This window comes from Streptomyces sp. DS1-CR2 (genome assembly GCF_055760475.1).
In genome coordinates this window covers 1,081,073-1,096,966 of record NZ_CM147085.1, presented here as the reverse complement: position 1 = coordinate 1,096,966, position 15,894 = coordinate 1,081,073, and the positions used below count along the sequence as shown (strand labels likewise).

Below are 15,894 nucleotides of genomic sequence, written 5' to 3'. Positions count from 1 at the left end.
AGACGGGGAGCTATCTGATCGTGGACAGCTTCAGGATCCGCTAGTCGGTGAGCAGCGGGAACAGCCTCGTGACGGCGGCGACCGGCACGGTGTCCACCGGCGGGGTCGCGGCAGCGTCGTGGCGCCTCTGGAACTCGACCATCAAGTCCCGCACAGAGGCTGCGAGTTCGGCCGTTTCTGCCGGGCTGAGGTGGAGTACGGCGCTGAACGACACGTCGTCCCGCCATGCTGCCGGTGCCTGCTCCCGCCGGGCCAGCCACTGCTGGTGGCTCTCGTCCTCGAGGCCGCGGGCGAGTGACTCGAAGGGGGCAGGTCCGGCCTGGCCGGCCGGCCGGTCGCCGGACTCCCAGCGCAACTGCCACGGACGGGCCCGTCCGTCCGTGGGGGGTGCCTCCTCGATGAGGCCGTAGCGCGCGAGCTGGCGCAGATGGAACGAGCAGAGGCCGGAGCTGTGGCCGAGGCGGGCGGCGGCCTCGGTGGAGGTGACCGTGCCGGCCTCTGCGAGCAGGTCGAGGAGGGCGATTCGCACCGGATGGTCGGGCAGGAGCCGTCGCGCTCCGCGCGGCGGTATCCACGGGCCGGCGGCCGCTGCGGGTCGTCGTTCCCTGTCTCGTTCCTTGTCGCTCATTTTGCAAAGAGTGCTACTTTGCAAAGCGGTTGGTCAAGTCCGCCGAGTGAGGCCGGGGATGCGCTCCGGCCCCCCTCGGCCTGCGCGCGGGAGGCGTCAACACCCATGGCAGTTCAGTTCGGTGACGGAACATCACAGGACCTACGGGTGCGGGTGCAGGGTGTTCCGGTGGACTCCTACTCGGGACTTCCACCAGAGGCCGGGCGCGGAACGATGCGCCGCATCACGGTCGTGGGGGAGGAGATCCTGCACCGCCGCTGCCGTGAGGTCACGAACTTCGGTACACCTGAACTGTCGAGGCTGATCGACGACATGTTCGCCACGAACGCGGTCGCTGACGGCGCGGCCATCGCCGCCAATCAGGTCGATGTGGACCTCCAGCTGTTCGTGTGGGACATCACGGATGACTGGGGGGTGCGTCATGTCGGTCACATCGCCAACCCGGTTCTCGACGAACTGCCCGCGGCCCAACGTGTGTTGGCCGAGGAATCCGAAGGCTGCCTGTCGGTACCCGGTCCCTACAAGGTCGTCCCGCGGCCGGACCACGCTGTCGTCCGGGGACGCAACCAGGAGGGCAATCCGCTGGTGATCGAGGGCCGGGGGTACTTCGCGCGCTGCCTTCAGCACGAGACGGACCACCTCTACGGCCGTACGTATCTGGACCGGCTCGCCCAGCGGGAACGGAAGGCGGCGCTGCGCGAGATGGAGGCGACGAGGGACGGTGTGTTCGCCCGGCGCGCGGCCCGCGCGGCCGAACTGGGCAAGTGAGTCGGGCCGGGCGCCGAGCGGTCAGCGCCGCCGGGTCGCCGCGGCGTCGAAGAGGGACCAGCCGTCGATGTCCCGGGGCGGCGGGTCCGTAGGACACCAGCCACCCCGGGACATCGCCTCGTCGAGCAGGGCCCTGACGGTGCCCGGCTCGTGGAGGTTCAGGAAGCGGCCCTCGGTCGTGCCGACGGCTCCGGAGTGCAGGAACCCGTCCGGAACCAGTCGGCCGGGGCCGTGCCGGAAGGAGATCAGTAGCCTCCCGTCCGCCCCGTCGGGGCGGACGGTGAGGATCTCCCTGCAGTCCAGGAACCGGCCGTCCTCCTCCTGGTGCCGGTGTCCCACCGACCAGAGGTACGTCCGGCCGCCGACCACGAGTCGGCGGGCCTTCTTCGCGCTGCGGACCATTAATGGATCGTAGCCGCGCGGTCCCGCCTCACTTGCTCGCCGGTGCCGCGCCGTTGCCGGTCGTGACGTGGACGTAGTCGACGACGAGCTGCTGGGGGAAGCTCGTGCTGCCGTCGGGGTCGCCCGGCCAGTAGCCGCCGACCGCGAGGTTGAGGATCAGGAAGAACGGCTTGTTGAACGCCCACTGGTTGCCGCCGACGTCGGAGGGTGTGCGGGTCTGGTAGACGTTGCCGTCCACCGACCACTTGACGGAGTCCGGGGCCCAGTCCACGGCGAACGTGTGGAATCCGTCGGCGAAGGCCTGGCCGCCGGGCAGCGTGTAGGCCGCGCCGATGCCGCCTGAGCCCGAGTACCCGGGGCCGTGCAGCGTGCCGTGGACCGTGCCGGGTTCGAAGCCGACGTTCTCCATGACGTCGATCTCGCCGCTGGCCGGCCAGCCGACGCTGCCGATGTCGTCCCCGAGCATCCAGAACGCGGGCCACATGCCCTGGCCGCGCGGCACCTTCATCCGTGCTTCGACATGACCGTAGGCCTGGGTGAACTTGCCTGAGGTGTTGAGCCGGGCCGAGGTGTACTCACAACGCCCGTACCAGCACTGGTAGTTGCCGGGGTTCTCCTTGCGGGCCGTGATGACCAGGTTGCCCTGGCCGTCCAGCGCGGCGTTGCTGTTGCCCGCGGTGTAGTACTGCCGCTCATGGTTGTTGACGTTGTCGCCGGTCTCGATCTGCCACTTGCCGCCGTCGACGGCCGAGCCCGCGGCGCCGTTGAAATCATCGGTGAACGTGGCCGCGGCGGCCTTCGCGGGGCTGTCGATGGGCGCCGGGGCGGCGGACGCGCCGCTGGGCATCGCCGCCAGGCTCGCGGCGCAGCAGGCCAGGGAGGCGGCGTACAGGGAGGCGCGGCGGCGCCAGGATGAGCTCACGGTCATCACATCGCTTCACGTGGGGGGTCGTGTGGGGGGTCGCGTGCATGACAACGAAGCAAGCGAAGCATCCGGAAGTGAACGCCGACGACGGCCACTTGAGGCACTTCCTTCACTTCTTGATTTAAAGGAGTGCCCATCGTGGAGTCAAGGCATTGGCGTGTACCAAGTGCAAGGAGCGACCCCGCAGGCGCCGTGGCCTGCGGGGTCGCCCGGTAGGCCGACGGCCCGCCGCCCCGATCTTCACCGCGGCTTCGGGGCCACGGCCTCCAGAGCGTCGACGGAGCCGGACATGACGGTGCGCACGTGCTCGGTGAGGTGCTCGGTGGGCCAGTCCCACCACGCGAGGGCGAGCAGGCGCTCGACGTCCTCGTCGGAGTATCGGCGGCGGATGAGTTTCGCCGGGTTGCCGCCGACGATTCCGTAGTCGGGTACGTCGTCGACGACCACGGAACCCGAGGCGATGATCGCCCCGTGTCCGATGCGCACACCGGGCATCACCGTGGTGCGGTAGCCGAACCACACGTCGTTGCCGATCACCGTGTCGCCCCTGCCGGGCAGGCCGCTGATGAGGTCGAAGTGGTCCGCCCACGAACCTCCCATCATGGGGAAGGGGAACGTCGACGGGCCGTCCATACGGTGGTTGGCGCCGTTCATGATGAACCGCACGCCCTCGCCCAGCGCGCAGAACTTCCCGATGACCAGCTTCTCCGGCCCGTAGTGGTACAGCACATTGCGCGTCTCGAAGGCGGTCGGGTCGTCTGGATCGTCGTAGTACGAGAACTCGCCGACCTCGATCAGCGGCGAGGTGACAAGCGGCTTGAGCAGCACGACCCGCGACTGCCCCGGCATCGGGTGAAGCACGGTCGGATCGGCGGGCACGAACGACATGACAGTCCAACTTCCTTACGCTGTATGCGCTGTATGTACGCGACGGCGGCGGCCGGCCGTCATGGTCTCAGCGGCGACTGGTCTCCGACTCCAGTGCGGTCCGCGTCTTGGGGCCGTAGACACCGGCGTCCTCGTCGATACCGCGGGCGACTTGATAGCGGTGGACGGCGTCCGCGACGTCGGCCGAGTACGTGCCGTCGGCCGGCCCGGTGTACAGGTTGAGCTGCGTCAGCCGCCGCTGCACATCCTTGACCTGGCCGCCGTGGCTGCCGGTGGACAGGACACCGGAGCCTGGTCCCGGGCGGGCGGCGGACGATGTGGTGGGTGTGGGCTCGGAAGGCGTCGCGGTGGGGGACTTGGCCGAGACGGCCGCGGAGGTGGATGTGGTTGCGGAGGCGGCCGAGGAGGATCCGGAGGCTGTGGATGACGGGTCCTGGGAGCGGGTGGGGTTCGCACCGGCACCGTCCTCGGGGGCGGGGCCTTCCGTCCGTTCCGAGGCGGAACCGGTCGGCGCGGGCACGGTCGGATCGTCGACCGAGGACACCGCCTCGCTCGGGCCCGCTCCGGAGCTGAACACTCCGGTCGCCATGGCGATGACAGCGGCCGCCCCGACACCCACCACCGCCGTACCGGCGAGCAGCCATGGCCTGCGGCGCGCGGGTGCGCGCCGACGACGACCGGGCGCGCCGGGACGCTCCGGCGTCCGGGCCGAAGAGCCACCGACGACCGGCCCCTCGAAGAGCCGCAGATCGTCCTGGGCCACCGGGCCGACGGACTGCCCGGGCGGAGCCACCTGCCCGAACACCGGGTTTGCCGGAATCGCCGGTGCGGTCTTGGGGCAGGCGCATGCCGGGGGCTGGCCGCCAGCGGATCCGGCCCCGCACCAGGGGCAATGCTGTGCATTCACGTGAATCGCCCCTCCTCCGGGCGGGCACAGCATATGACGACGATCAGTTGGACCGATCCCCGACCGCGACCACGAGGTGGTTCAGCACATCGTCCTCCACCGGATACGGCGTCTCCCTGGGCAACAGACGCCGGGCGGCGTCGAGATCGCCTTCGCGCACCAGGGCGCGCACCTCGTGCGCGAGGGCGGTCACGTCGGTGACGGACACCGTCCACTCGTCCGCGAACAGGCCCGCCGCGCCGTTCGCGAGACCGAGTTGCAGCGAACGGTGCGGCAGCGGCTGGAGCCGCAGATCGCGTTCCGGATCCCACTGGACGCGGGCGGGAGCCTGCTTGAGCCGGCGCTTCCAGGTGTCGCGGTCGGGGTGCAGGCCGCGCTCGTAATGCGACAGACAGGCGTGCCGGAGGGCCCATTCGAATCCGTCCCGGGTGATCTCGATACCGAGGACGGTCTCCTGCCCCTCCTTGGTGCCCCAGCCCGAGCGGTACATCATCCACAGGAACGACGGCTTGATCCACGTCATCCGGTCCCGCTTCCAGGCCGGGGGGAACCACCCCTCTCGGGCCGCGGCGAGACCGAGGTCGGGGCGGTACGCCTGATAGACCGTCACGGTCGAGGCGGTGTGCAGGGCGCGGATCCTACGGGTTGGTTCTTCCATGCCGTACAGGGTGAGGGGCGCGGGCGTCGGGAGGCCATCGATTTCCTGGCGTGACGGCGTAACGTCACGACGGCTGACGGCGCGTGGGCCGGGGAGGTGCGGGCGTTGCGTATTCGCGCGCTCCGGGCCCGCGGACGTACCGTCGTGCACGTCAGCGCCAGACCGCGTCTCACCGAAACGGCAGGAACGCTCCATGAGTACCACGCACTACGACGTCGTCGTCCTGGGCGCCGGGCCCGGTGGCTACACCGCGGCCGTGCGCGCCACCCAGCTGGGCCTTCGTGTGGCGGTCGTCGAGGAGAAGTACTGGGGAGGTGTCTGCCTGAACGTGGGCTGCATCCCGTCCAAGGCGCTCCTGCGCAACGCCGAACTCGCGCACATCTTCACGCAGCAGGCCTCGGCCTTCGGCATCCACGTCGACGGGCAGGTCAGCTTCGACTACGGCGAGGCCTACCGGCGCAGCCGCAAGGTCGCCGACGGCCGCGTCGCGGGCGTGCACTACCTGATGAAGAAGAACGACATCACCGAGTACGACGGGCGCGGCACGTTCACCGACGACCGCACGCTCCGGATCGACCTCACGGCCGGCGGCACCGAGACCGTCACCTTCGGGAACTGCATCATCGCGACCGGCGCCACCACCCGCCTCCTGCCGGGCACCGCCCTCAGCGACCGCGTGGTCACCTACGAGGAGCAGATCCTCTCCGAGACGCTCCCCGAGTCCGTCGTCATCGCGGGCGCCGGTGCGATCGGCGTCGAGTTCGCCTACGTCCTGCACAACTACGGCGTCAAGGTGACCGTCGTCGAGTTCCTGGACCGCATGGTGCCGACCGAGGACGCCGACGTGTCCAAGGAACTCTCCCGTCAGTACCGGAAGTTGGGCATCGAGGTGCACACCGGGACGCGGGTGGAGTCCATCGACGACAGCGACCCGGCGGCCAAGGTACGCGTCACGGTCTCCAAGGACGGGCAGCAGCGCGTGATCGAGGCCGACAAGGTCCTCCAGGCGATCGGCTTCGCGCCGCGGACCACCGGATACGGGCTCGAGAACACCGGTGTACAGCTCACCGACCGCGGCGCGATCGACGTGGACGGACGCGGCCGCACCAACGTGCCCCACCTCTTCGCGATCGGTGACGTCACCGCGAAGCTGATGCTGGCACACGCGGCGGAGGCCATGGCGGTGATCGCCGCCGAGACGATCGGCGGCGCGGAGACCATGGAGGTCGACTTCACCATGATCCCGCGCGCCACCTACTGCCAGCCGCAGATCGCCAGCTTCGGCTGGACCGAGGCGCAGGCCCGCGAGCTCGGCTTCGACGTGAAGGTGGCGAAGTTCCCGTTCTCGGCGAACGGGAAGGCGCACGGCCTCGGTGAACCGACGGGCTTCGTCAAGATCATCAGCGACGACCGGTACGGCGAACTGCTCGGCGCCCACCTCATCGGCCCCGAAGTCACCGAACTCCTCCCGGAGTTGACGCTGGCCCAGCAGTGGGACCTGACCGTCCACGAGGTGGCCCGCAACGTGCACGCCCACCCGACACTGGGCGAGGCCGTGAAGGAGGCGGTGCACGGGCTGGCCGGACACATGATCAACATGTGACGTGCGTCCGGGCGGCGGCCTCTGCGGTGGCCGGCCGGGTTTCCTCGGTCAAGTGGTCGGTGAACCCCTTGCCGTCACGCGGTCGCGAGCGAGACCTCGGTCGCCTTGATCAGGGCCACGACCGAGGTGCCGGGGGCCAGGGCCAGGTCGGTGACGGCGTCCTTGGTGATCGCGGAGGTCAGTTCGCCGCCCTGGACGCTGACCTTGACGGAGGCCATGGCCCCTCCCGCGACGACGTCGTCGACCGTTCCGGGGAGCTGGTTGCGGATGGACAGGCCCTCGACCGTGCCGGTGGCGAGGGAGACCTCCGTGGACTTGACCAGGGCGCGCACGGCGGATCCCTCGGTGAGGCCGAGGTCCTTGACGGCATCCAGGGTGATCGCCGCGGTGATGTCCTGGCCGCCGTCGAGGCGGACCGTGACGGTCGCCATGGCCTCACCGGCCGTGATGCCCGTAACGCTTCCGGGAAGCTGATTGCGGATGCTCAGGCTCATACGGAACGCCTCACAGAATTGGTATGGAATGTCGGGTTTTGGGCCTCTGTAGGCATCACCGTAGCCGGGTGGGGTGCGGCTGTGTGCGAGGCCCGTCGCACCTGCCGGGCGAGGGGGCGCGAGTGCCTGGCAGGTCGCAGGCGCCGACTCTGTTACGGGCTCCCGGGGCGCCGAGTCAGGCGGGATACGCGTGCGTCTGCGCCGCCTTGACCGTGGCCCAGACCGGCGCGCCCGGGTGCAGGTTCAGCTCGGCGGCGGCGACCGTCGTGAGGTCGGCGGCGAGGTCGAGTTCACCCGTGAGGTCCGCGCGGATCTGGTCCCCGTGAGTCTCGAGCCCGGCGACCTGGCAGCGCCACAGATTCCGGGCGCTGGTGCCGGTGGGCCGGTCCCGGTACAGGGTCACGGCGACCGGCGGGAACGCCACGAAGGCGGGTCCCGACAGCTCCTCGCTGGTCGCGATCTCCGGCCCGGAGCCGACCCGCACCACGTGCCCGTCGGCCTGCCCCTTGTAGAGGTTCAGGCCGACCAGCTGGGCGATGTAGTCCGTACGAGGACGACGGGCGATGTCGGCGGGGGCGCCCTCCTGGACGACGCGCCCGTGCTCTATGACGACGAGCCGGTCGGCGAGCACCATCGCGTCCAGCGGGTCGTGAGTGACCAGTACGGCGACCGCCTCGAACTCGGCCAGGTGGCGCCGGAGCTGGGCGCGCACGTCGAGGCGGGTGCGGGCGTCGAGCGCGGCGAGCGGCTCGTCGAGGAGCAGCAGCCGGGGACGGGTGGCCAGGGCGCGGGCCACGGCCACGCGCTGGGCCTGGCCGCCGGACAGCCGGCGCGGCTTGGCGCCGTGGTGGTCGGCGAGGCCCATGCGGTCCAGCCACCGCGCGGCCTGATCGCGCGCCTCGGCCTTGGGCACGCCATGGCAGCGCGGGCCGAAGGCGACGTTGTCCAGGGCGCTCAGGTGGGGGAAGAGGAGGTAGTCCTGGAAGACCACGCCGACCGGCCGGGATTCGGGCGCCGTACGGTCCAACGCGGTGCCGTCCAGGTGCAGATGGCCACCCGTCAGAGGCGTGAGACCCGCCAGGGCGCGCAGGGCTGTGGTCTTGCCGGCGCCGTTCGGTCCGAGGAGCGCGACCACGTCGCCCGGGGCCACGCTCAGGGCGACGTCGAGGCGGAAGGGACCGCGGTCGACGACGAGGCGGGCGTCCAGGCCTTCGGCGCGGATGCCGTCGGCGAGGACGCCACCGGTGGCCTGGTCGATGTGCGTCATGGGGCGGTCATCCGGTGGTCGGACGGTCCGGCGGGGACCGTGAGGGGGAGAGCGGGGCCGGTCATGACGCCGTCATCCAGCGGTCCCGCAGCCCCGCGAGGACCGCGATCGACACGGCGAGCAGCACCAGGCTGAGGGCGATCGCGGCGGCCGGATCGTTCTGGAGCGCCAGGTACACGGCCAGCGGCATGGTCTGCGTACGGCCGGGGAAGTTGCCCGCGAAGGTGATCGTCGCGCCGAACTCGCCGAGCGCGCGCGCCCAGGCGAGGACAGCTCCCGCTGCGATACCCGGCATGATCAGCGGCAGCGTCACCCTGCGGAACGCCGTGAAACGGGAGGCGCCCAGCGTCGTGGCGGCTTCCTCGAACCGCGGATCGGCAGCCCGCAGCGTGCCCTCCACGGAGATGACGAGGAACGGCATCGCCACGAACGACTCCGCGACCACGACCCCCGCCGTGGTGAACGGCAGCGTGATCCCGAACCACGAGTCCAGCAACTGCCCGACGACACCGTTGCGCCCGAGCGCCAGCAGCAGCGCCACACCGCCCACCACCGGTGGCAGTACGAGCGGCAGCGTCACCAGAGCCCGGACGAAGCCGCGCCCGGGGAATTCCGTGCGCGCGAGCAGCCAGGCCAGCGGCACCCCGAGAACCAGGCTCACCGCCGTGGCCACCGTCGCGCAGATCAGGGACAGCTGGAGCGCCTGCCAGACCTCCGGACTTGTCAGCTGGTCCGGCAGGCTGCGCCAAGGGGCCCGCACGAGCAGGGCGATCAGGGGCAGCAGCAGAAACGCGAGGCCGGCGAGGGCGGGCAGCAGAAGCGGGAGAGGCACCCCGCGTCCTCGGGCGCCCGGCCGGGCACGCCGACGCCGCGGCCCGGCCCCACGGGTGCCGCCACCCGTGAGGACCTTGGCCGCGGCCCCTGACTTGTCGAGCTCGGTCACGGCTTGAGGAACCCTGCCGCGGTCAGGACCTTCTGGCCCTCGGGGGACTGCACGAGCGCGATGAACTCCTTGGCCGCTTCGGCGTTCGGCGCGTCCTTCAGGAGAGCGATCGGGTAGTCGTTGATGGCGTTGGTGGACTCGGGGAACCCGACGCCCTCGACCTTGTTGCCCGCGGCCTTCACATCGGTCTTGTAGACGACGGCGGCGTCGGCCTCCTTCAACTCCACTTTCGTCAGGGCGCTCTTGACGTCCTGCTCGTACGAGGCCGGGGTGAGCTTCAGCTTGCTTGCGTCCAGCGCCTTCTGCGCGGCGGCGCCACACGGCACCGTCTTGTCGCAGAGCACGACCTTGAGGTCGGACTTGGTGAGGTCCTTGAGGGAGGCGACCTTGTCGGGGTTGCCCGGCAGGGTCGCGATCTCCAGCTGGTTGCGCACGAACGTCGACGGGGCGGTGGCTGTGCCCTTCCCGTCCCTCTTGTCCGTCACGATCGCCATCGTCTTGGGGCTGGCGGCGGCGAACACGTCGGCCGGCGCGCCACCGGTGATGCTCGCGGCAAGGGTGTCACTGCCGCCGAAGCTGAACGTCACCTTCGTGCCTGGGTGGGCCTTCTCGAAGTCCTTGCCCAGGGTTGTGAAGCTCTCCTTGAGCGAGGCGGCGGCGAAGACGGTCACCGTGCCCGTCAGCTTCTTGGAGGAGTCCGCGGACGCCGAGGAGGAAGAGGCCTTCTCGGAGGACGAGTCCGAGCCGGAGGAGCAGGCGCTCAGCGCCAGCAGCGCGGCGACGCCCACGCCGGTCACCTGCAGGGTCAGGCGGGTCCGGGGCGCGTAACGGGTCATCACGGGGTTACTCCCTAGGGCTCTCTGGAGAAGAATCGGGCTGATTCTCCGCGAAGCGTCCGGCGGACACTTCAAGGACCTTCGACGACCACGTTGGTCGATTTGATCACGGCGACGGCAGGCACGCCGGGTTCCAGCTCCCTCTCCTCGGCCGACTCCCGGCTGACCGTGGCCACGACCCGGAAGGGTCCGGCCCGGGGATGATCCGGCGGCGCAGCTCGTCACGCTCGGCATGCAGCTTCCCGCCGTCGATCCAGCGCCGAGGGGTGTCGGCGCTGACGCCCGTCAAGGCGGCCGCCTCCCCGATCCGGTAGGTGCGCATGCACGGATCATACTGCCGCAGATGCGAGGCGAAAGTCTCTTGTCGCATCGCATGAGCTGGATCATGTGCGGATGGGGGTAGGCATGTGCGTTTGTATGAGACTGCTCCGGCCGTGGCCCGGGTACGGTCATCCGGGAGGTGGTGGTCCGTGCGTCAATCTCTTACGGCCGCCGGACCGGTGGCAGAGCTCGCCCTGACTGGTGATGTCGCGCGCCCGGCCCGGCTGACGGTGCCCGATCTGTTCGGCTGGCCGCAGCACGCGGCCCGGGTCAGCTTCGAGTGCGCCACCAGCGGCATCCAGGAGCACAGCTTCGCGGGCCCGCTGCTGCACGACGTCCTGCACGACGCGGGACCCGGCCGCGCGGGCCGCCGCCCGCAGACGTCAGGTGCGGTCGATGTGCACGTTCGTCGACTTCACGCGGGCGGTGGCCTCCGCGCCGACCTCAAGTCCCAGCTCCTCCACGGCCTCACGCGTGAGCAGTGACACCAGCCGGTGAGGGCCCGCCTGGATCTCCACCTGGGCCGCTACATCGCCCAGCTTCACGGCAGTGACGATGCCGGGGAAGGCGTTGCGCGCGGAGGTGTATGAGATGTCGTCCTCGCCGCCGGTCCTGGCGACCTCGACCGAGAGGGCGGCCAGGTCCCCGCCGTCGATGAGCCGCCGCCCACCCGCGTCACGGTGGGTGGCCACTCTGCCCGCATCGGCCCATCGGCGCGCGGTGTCCGGGCTCACGCCGAGGAGTCGCGCGGCCTGGCCGATCGTGTAGGACTGCATACGCGCCAAGATAGACGAATACTCAGGTGAGCCCGTCCTCGGCGAGTCGCATCGTGAACCACAGCGCGGGGTCCTCCGGCAGCACGTAGCGCTCCACTTCCACGAACCCGTGCTTCTCGGCGAACCGCACCCCGGCCACGTTGGACGCCAGGATCACCGTCTCGATGACGGCGGCGTCCAGTGTCCGCGCGTGCTCCAGGCCGTGCCGGTAGAGCACTTCGCCGAAGCCCTGCCGCCGGTGGTCGGGGAGCACGCGCGCGATCACTGTGGCTGTGGCGGTGTCGTCCGTCGGCGGGCGCACCGTCGTGCAGCCCACGAGGGTATCGCCGAGATAGGCGACTTCCAGATGGTTGCGGCCCACCCGCTCGCGCACGTCGTCGAGGGACAGCGGGTCGGCCGGGATGATCAGGTTGTGGACGTGACGCCAGTCCTCGATCAGGGCGTCGCCCTGCACCTTCTCTATGCGCAGATCAGTCATCGCAGCAGGAAATCGCGCCCGTCGCCGCACGTCAACTGCATATCGGTGCCCGGCAGTCGGTGATCGGGCGACCTCTTTCCGGCCTGGAGGGGATGCGGTGCGGCGGCGCTGGTTCAGCGCGTCGTCTCAGGGGGCGTTTCGTCGGTCCGGGTCCCGGTCCCGGTCTCGGTGTCCAGTTCGTCGGTGAGGGACTGTTCGGCCCAGATGATCTTTCCTTCGAGGGTGTAGCGCGCTCCCCAGCGCTGGGAGAACTGGGAGACGAGAAACAGCCCGCGCCCGCCCTCGTCGGTGGTGCGGGGGTGGCGCAGATGCGGAGCGCTGGCGCCCGCGTCGGACACCTCGCAGATCAGCGCCCGTTCGACGATCAGACGCAGCCGGATCGGCCCGGAGGCGTACCGGATCGCGTTGGTGACGAGTTCGCTGACGACGAGTTCCGTTGTGTAGGCGAGTTCGTCGAGCCCCCATGCGGACAGCTGCTGGGTGACCTTCCTGCGTGCCTCGGCGACGACCGCTGGGTCGCTCTCCAGATCCCACGACGCGACCTGCCCGGCGCCGAGACGGTGGGTGCGGGCCATCAGGAGGGCCACATCGTCGTTCGGGCGCGCGGGCACCAGCGCGTCGACGACGGCCACGCAGCGGTTCTCCAGGGACGGGCCGCGCAGCTCCAGGGCATTGCGCAGGCGCTCCCTGCCCGCGTCGAGGCCGGGCTCGCGACCGGGTTCCCGTGGGTCGACGGCGAGCAGTCCGTCGGTGTGCAGCGCGAGCACAGTGCTTTCCGCGAGGGAGATCTCGGCCGCCTCGAAGGGCAGGCCGCCCGTGCCGAGCGCCGGCCCGATCGGGAGGTCGGGGAAGGAGACCTCGCCGTCCGGGGTCACGAGCGCGGGCGGGGGATGCGCGGAGCTGGCCATGGCGCACTGGCCGCTGACCGGGTCGTACACCACGTACAGACAGCTGGCGCCCACGGCCTGGACCGCGCTGAGGGAGTCCTCCTCGCGCGCGCCCCTGCTGACGAGGTCGTCGAGGTGGGCGAGCACCTCTTCCGGCGGCAGGTCCAGATCGGCGAGCGTCTGGACCGCGGTGCGCAGCCGTCCCATGGCGGCGGCGCCGTCGATGCCGTGGCCGGGGACGTCGCCCACGACGAGGGCGACCCGGGCGCCGGACAGCGGGATGACGTCGAACCAGTCGCCGCCGAGGCCCGTCAGCTCGTCCGCCGGCCGGTAGCAGGCGGTGACGTCCACCGCGTTCTGCTCGGGCAGGTGGCTCGGCAGCAGACTCCGCTGAAGCACCAGCGCGGCGTCGCGTTCGCGTGTGTAGCGGCGGGCGTTGTCCACGCAGATCGCGGCCCGGGCGACGAGCTCCTCCGCGAGCGCCAGATCGTCCGCGTCGAACGGGTCCGGGCGGTCTCGCCGGAAGAAGCTGGTGATGCCCATCGTGACGCCGCGCGAGCGGATCGGCACGATCATCATCGAGTGCAGCCCGAACTCCATGAGAGAGGCCGCCGGGCGGCCAGGGCCGGTCGCCGTCCAGTCCTCAGCCTGGGGGCCGACCTGCTCCTCGTGCCAGGACTCGCCGCTGGTCAGGACGCGGGCGGGGGGTGAATCCGCGTGATAGCGGACCGTTTCCCCAATGCGGATGCCGGTCTCGGGGACGCCGTCCCGCACCGACCGGTGGCCCGCGCGCCGCACCATCACCACCTCGGAGTCGTCCGGCGGCCCCGGCGTCGGCTCGGCCCCTTCGAGCACGGACTCCAGCAGATCCACTGCGACGAAGTCCGCGAGGCCGGGCACCGCCACATCGGCCAGTTCCTGCCCGGTCTGCAGGACGTTCAGACTCCGGCCGATGTGCTCCCCGGCCCGGTCCAGGAGGGCGAGCCGCTGCCGGGCCAGATAGCGGTCGGTGATGTCCATAGCCGTGTAGTACACGCCCAGTGGGTGCCCGTTGTCGTCGTCGAGCCGCGTGAACGACATGGCGTGGGCGATCTGGCGGTGCGGGGCGGACCGCACGCGGCCCACTTGTTCGAAGTCCACGACCGCTTCGCCCGTCTCCAGGACCTCGCGCATCTTCGCCTCGAGCCGCTCGGAGTCGAGCCCCGGCTGGATGTCCGCCAGCCTGAGTCCGATACGGTCCTGCGCCGGGCCGCCGCCGAACCGTGCCAGCGCCTCGTTCGACCACACGTACCGCAGATCCGTGTCCACGATGGCGATGCCCAAGGGGGAGCGCGTGGCCATCTGCTCAAGGACGGAGCGGCTCATGTCCCATCCCGGCGCCCCCGTCAGGTCCGTCACGAGCGCGATCCAGCGCTCGGGCCCAGGGCTGAGCTGCGCTTCGACGACGCGTGCCATCAGGGTGACCGAGTGGCCGTCGCGGTGCCTCGCCGTCAGGATCCCGGACCAGCCGCCGGCCCTCCTGCACCGCTCGCTGAGCGTGCGAACCCGGGCCGCGTCCGCGGGCAGCAGCAGCTCGGCCACCTTCCGGCCCACGACCTCGGCGGCCGCGTACCCCAGCAGCCGCCCGGCTGCGCCCGACCAGCCGGACACCACCCCGTGCGCGTCGAGCAGCACCGGCGCGGCGTCCGCCACGTCGAAGCGCTGCTCGGTGGCATCGCTGTGCTCGCTCGTCCCCACTGCGCCCCGCTCCGTCCTGAAGGTGGCTTCCCCCTCCCGTCCATTCTTCACCTCGTGTGACGATGGCGGCAGCTGTTCGCCACCCGCACGCCTCCGCGCCGGGAAAATCCGGGGCGTCCGCCGAAGTTCCTTGCGAGGATGACCGCCCGTCGTACCCGCTTCGAAGGGAAACTCACGTGCCCCGCGCCGTCTCGCTGATCCGCTCGTCCTCGCTGTCCGACGTCGCCGAGTACGCCTACGCGGCCACGGCGCCCGCGGAAGCGCGGCTGATCTTCCTCGCAGGGGCCTGTCCGCTGAACGAGGACGGCTCGACGGCGGCCGTCGGCGACTACGCCGGACAGGCGGCCAAGGCCGTGGAGAACATGCGGACGGCGCTCACCGAGTCCGGCGCCACGCTCGGCGACGTCATCAGCACCCGCGTCCTCGTCGCGTCCACGCGCCAGGAGGACCTCGTGACGGCGTGGGAGGTGGTGCGCGACGCGTTCGGCGACCACGACGTCCCCAGTACGTTGATGGGCGTCACGGTGCTCGGATACGCCGACCAGCTCGTGGAGATCGAGGGCGTCGCGGCGGTACTGGACTCCTGACGGGACGATCCGGTCGCGGGTGGCCGCCCGGGCCGGTTCCACGGGTGGCGGCCACGCCACTAGAGTGCGTCCATGCCCGGTGAAATGGTGCCAGACCGCCGCGAGCTGCGTGCGTCGCACGAGGAGCGCGACCAGGTCGTGGAGCGGCTGACCGTCGCCGCCGGTGACGGCCGACTGACCGCGGACGAGCTGGACGAACGGCTCGGGGCCGCGCTGACGGCCCGTACCCACGGTGAGCTGGCGGCCCTGCTCGCCGACCTGCCCGAGGCCGGCCCTGCGTGGGCCGCCGGCGTCGCGGCCGCAACCCCGAAAGACGTGTCGCGGATCGTCGTCGACAGCGCGAGCGCGAAACGGGACGGCGGCTGGGTGGTTCCGAGGCGTCTGGAGATCGAGTCGAGGAGCGGTTCCGTCGTGCTCGACTTCACCCAGGCCGTCATAGCGGTGCCCACCCTGGAGATCGAGGTCGCGGTGCGCAGCGGGTCGGTGACGCTGCTGGTGCCGCCGGACGTCGTCGCGGACGTCGACGATGTGGCCGTTCGCAGCGGTAGCGTGCGCCATCAGGCGCGGCCCGAGCCCGTGACGCCGGTCAGGCTGCGCATCCAGATGACGGGTGAGGTCCACAGCGGCAGCGTCACCATACGGCCGCCCAGGCCGCCCAGGCCGCCCCGCCGCGGCTTCTGGCAGTGGCTGCTGCGGCGCCCGCGACCGGTGGCGGCGCTCCCTCGCTGACCGGGACCCCGGCGGGACGTACGGATCATGGTCCGCCCCCGGCGGCTATGGTCGGCCCGA

At 70.8% G+C, this 15,894-nt stretch carries 17 protein-coding genes and 2 pseudogenes; 5 read left to right on the top strand and 14 right to left on the bottom strand.

Annotated features, from left to right (window positions below):
- Nucleotides 1–40: 40 nt before the first annotated feature.
- Nucleotides 41–628, bottom strand: coding sequence for a helix-turn-helix domain-containing protein (locus tag ACY0PA_RS05485; protein WP_473083599.1), 588 nt, complete (start codon nt 626–628; stop codon nt 41–43).
- 105 nt (nt 629–733) lie between these two features.
- On the opposite strand from ACY0PA_RS05485, the gene def reads away from it, so the two are divergent.
- Nucleotides 734–1,396, top strand: coding sequence for a peptide deformylase (gene def, locus ACY0PA_RS05480; protein WP_473083598.1), 663 nt, complete (start codon nt 734–736; stop codon nt 1,394–1,396).
- A gap of 21 nt (nt 1,397–1,417) precedes the next feature.
- Here def and ACY0PA_RS05475 read toward each other — a convergent pair whose 3' ends face one another.
- From ACY0PA_RS05475 to ACY0PA_RS05455, 5 genes are all read right to left on the bottom strand, one after another.
- Nucleotides 1,418–1,798 (bottom strand): hypothetical protein, encoded by a 381-nt coding sequence (locus ACY0PA_RS05475; protein ID WP_473083597.1) that lies wholly within the window; start codon nt 1,796–1,798, stop codon nt 1,418–1,420.
- A gap of 28 nt (nt 1,799–1,826) precedes the next feature.
- The gene (locus ACY0PA_RS05470; RefSeq protein ID WP_473083596.1) at nt 1,827–2,726 is read right to left on the bottom strand and encodes a glycoside hydrolase family 16 protein; all 900 of its coding nucleotides are present in this window, start codon (nt 2,724–2,726) and stop codon (nt 1,827–1,829) included.
- Between the two features lie 237 nt (nt 2,727–2,963).
- On the bottom strand, nt 2,964–3,611 hold the full coding sequence (locus ACY0PA_RS05465; RefSeq protein ID WP_473083595.1) for a CatB-related O-acetyltransferase: 648 nt from the start codon (nt 3,609–3,611) through the stop codon (nt 2,964–2,966).
- 67 nt (nt 3,612–3,678) lie between these two features.
- Nucleotides 3,679–4,404: a peptidoglycan-binding domain-containing protein gene (locus tag ACY0PA_RS05460; RefSeq protein ID WP_473083594.1), complete on the bottom strand. Its 726-nt coding sequence runs from the start codon at nt 4,402–4,404 to the stop codon at nt 3,679–3,681.
- A gap of 157 nt (nt 4,405–4,561) precedes the next feature.
- Complete coding sequence (locus ACY0PA_RS05455; protein WP_473083593.1) at nt 4,562–5,176, bottom strand: DUF4291 domain-containing protein; 615 nt, start codon at nt 5,174–5,176, stop codon at nt 4,562–4,564.
- Nucleotides 5,177–5,369: 193 nt separating this feature from the next.
- Between ACY0PA_RS05455 and lpdA the strand changes: the two genes are divergently transcribed.
- Nucleotides 5,370–6,779, top strand: coding sequence for a dihydrolipoyl dehydrogenase (gene lpdA, locus ACY0PA_RS05450; RefSeq protein WP_473083592.1), 1,410 nt, complete (start codon nt 5,370–5,372; stop codon nt 6,777–6,779).
- Between the two features lie 74 nt (nt 6,780–6,853).
- Here lpdA and ACY0PA_RS05445 read toward each other — a convergent pair whose 3' ends face one another.
- From ACY0PA_RS05445 to ACY0PA_RS05425, 5 genes and pseudogenes are all read right to left on the bottom strand, one after another.
- Complete coding sequence (locus tag ACY0PA_RS05445) at nt 6,854–7,273, bottom strand: TOBE domain-containing protein (RefSeq protein ID WP_473083591.1); 420 nt, start codon at nt 7,271–7,273, stop codon at nt 6,854–6,856.
- Nucleotides 7,274–7,448: 175 nt separating this feature from the next.
- Nucleotides 7,449–8,540 (bottom strand): ABC transporter ATP-binding protein, encoded by a 1,092-nt coding sequence (locus tag ACY0PA_RS05440; protein ID WP_473083590.1) that lies wholly within the window; start codon nt 8,538–8,540, stop codon nt 7,449–7,451.
- A gap of 61 nt (nt 8,541–8,601) precedes the next feature.
- Nucleotides 8,602–9,483, bottom strand: a complete 882-nt coding sequence (gene modB, locus ACY0PA_RS05435; RefSeq protein ID WP_473083589.1) for a molybdate ABC transporter permease subunit — start codon at nt 9,481–9,483, stop codon at nt 8,602–8,604.
- Nucleotides 9,480–10,319: a molybdate ABC transporter substrate-binding protein gene (gene modA / locus ACY0PA_RS05430; RefSeq protein WP_473083588.1), complete on the bottom strand. Its 840-nt coding sequence runs from the start codon at nt 10,317–10,319 to the stop codon at nt 9,480–9,482. The genes modB and modA overlap by 4 nt, the downstream gene beginning before the upstream one ends.
- 71 nt (nt 10,320–10,390) lie before the next feature.
- Nucleotides 10,391–10,641 (bottom strand): annotated as a pseudogene (locus ACY0PA_RS05425) (MerR family DNA-binding transcriptional regulator).
- Nucleotides 10,642–10,789: 148 nt separating this feature from the next.
- On the opposite strand from ACY0PA_RS05425, the pseudogene ACY0PA_RS05420 reads away from it, so the two are divergent.
- Nucleotides 10,790–10,999 (top strand): annotated as a pseudogene (locus ACY0PA_RS05420) (hypothetical protein); the annotation flags it as partial.
- Between the two features lie 24 nt (nt 11,000–11,023).
- On the opposite strand, the gene ACY0PA_RS05415 reads toward ACY0PA_RS05420, so the two are convergent.
- The 3 genes from ACY0PA_RS05415 to ACY0PA_RS05405 form a co-directional block, all read right to left on the bottom strand.
- Nucleotides 11,024–11,416: a TOBE domain-containing protein gene (locus tag ACY0PA_RS05415; RefSeq protein WP_473083587.1), complete on the bottom strand. Its 393-nt coding sequence runs from the start codon at nt 11,414–11,416 to the stop codon at nt 11,024–11,026.
- Nucleotides 11,417–11,438: 22 nt separating this feature from the next.
- On the bottom strand, nt 11,439–11,894 hold the full coding sequence (locus ACY0PA_RS05410; protein ID WP_468982910.1) for a GNAT family N-acetyltransferase: 456 nt from the start codon (nt 11,892–11,894) through the stop codon (nt 11,439–11,441).
- A gap of 113 nt (nt 11,895–12,007) precedes the next feature.
- Complete coding sequence (locus ACY0PA_RS05405) at nt 12,008–14,518, bottom strand: SpoIIE family protein phosphatase (RefSeq protein ID WP_473083586.1); 2,511 nt, start codon at nt 14,516–14,518, stop codon at nt 12,008–12,010.
- Nucleotides 14,519–14,694: 176 nt separating this feature from the next.
- Here ACY0PA_RS05405 and ACY0PA_RS05400 point away from each other — a divergent pair, with 176 nt between their 5' ends.
- Together ACY0PA_RS05400 and ACY0PA_RS05395 are read left to right on the top strand one after the other, a co-directional pair.
- Nucleotides 14,695–15,105, top strand: coding sequence for a RidA family protein (locus ACY0PA_RS05400; protein ID WP_473083585.1), 411 nt, complete (start codon nt 14,695–14,697; stop codon nt 15,103–15,105).
- Nucleotides 15,106–15,177: 72 nt separating this feature from the next.
- Nucleotides 15,178–15,834: a DUF1707 SHOCT-like domain-containing protein gene (locus ACY0PA_RS05395; RefSeq protein WP_473083584.1), complete on the top strand. Its 657-nt coding sequence runs from the start codon at nt 15,178–15,180 to the stop codon at nt 15,832–15,834.
- Nucleotides 15,835–15,894 lie beyond the last annotated feature (60 nt).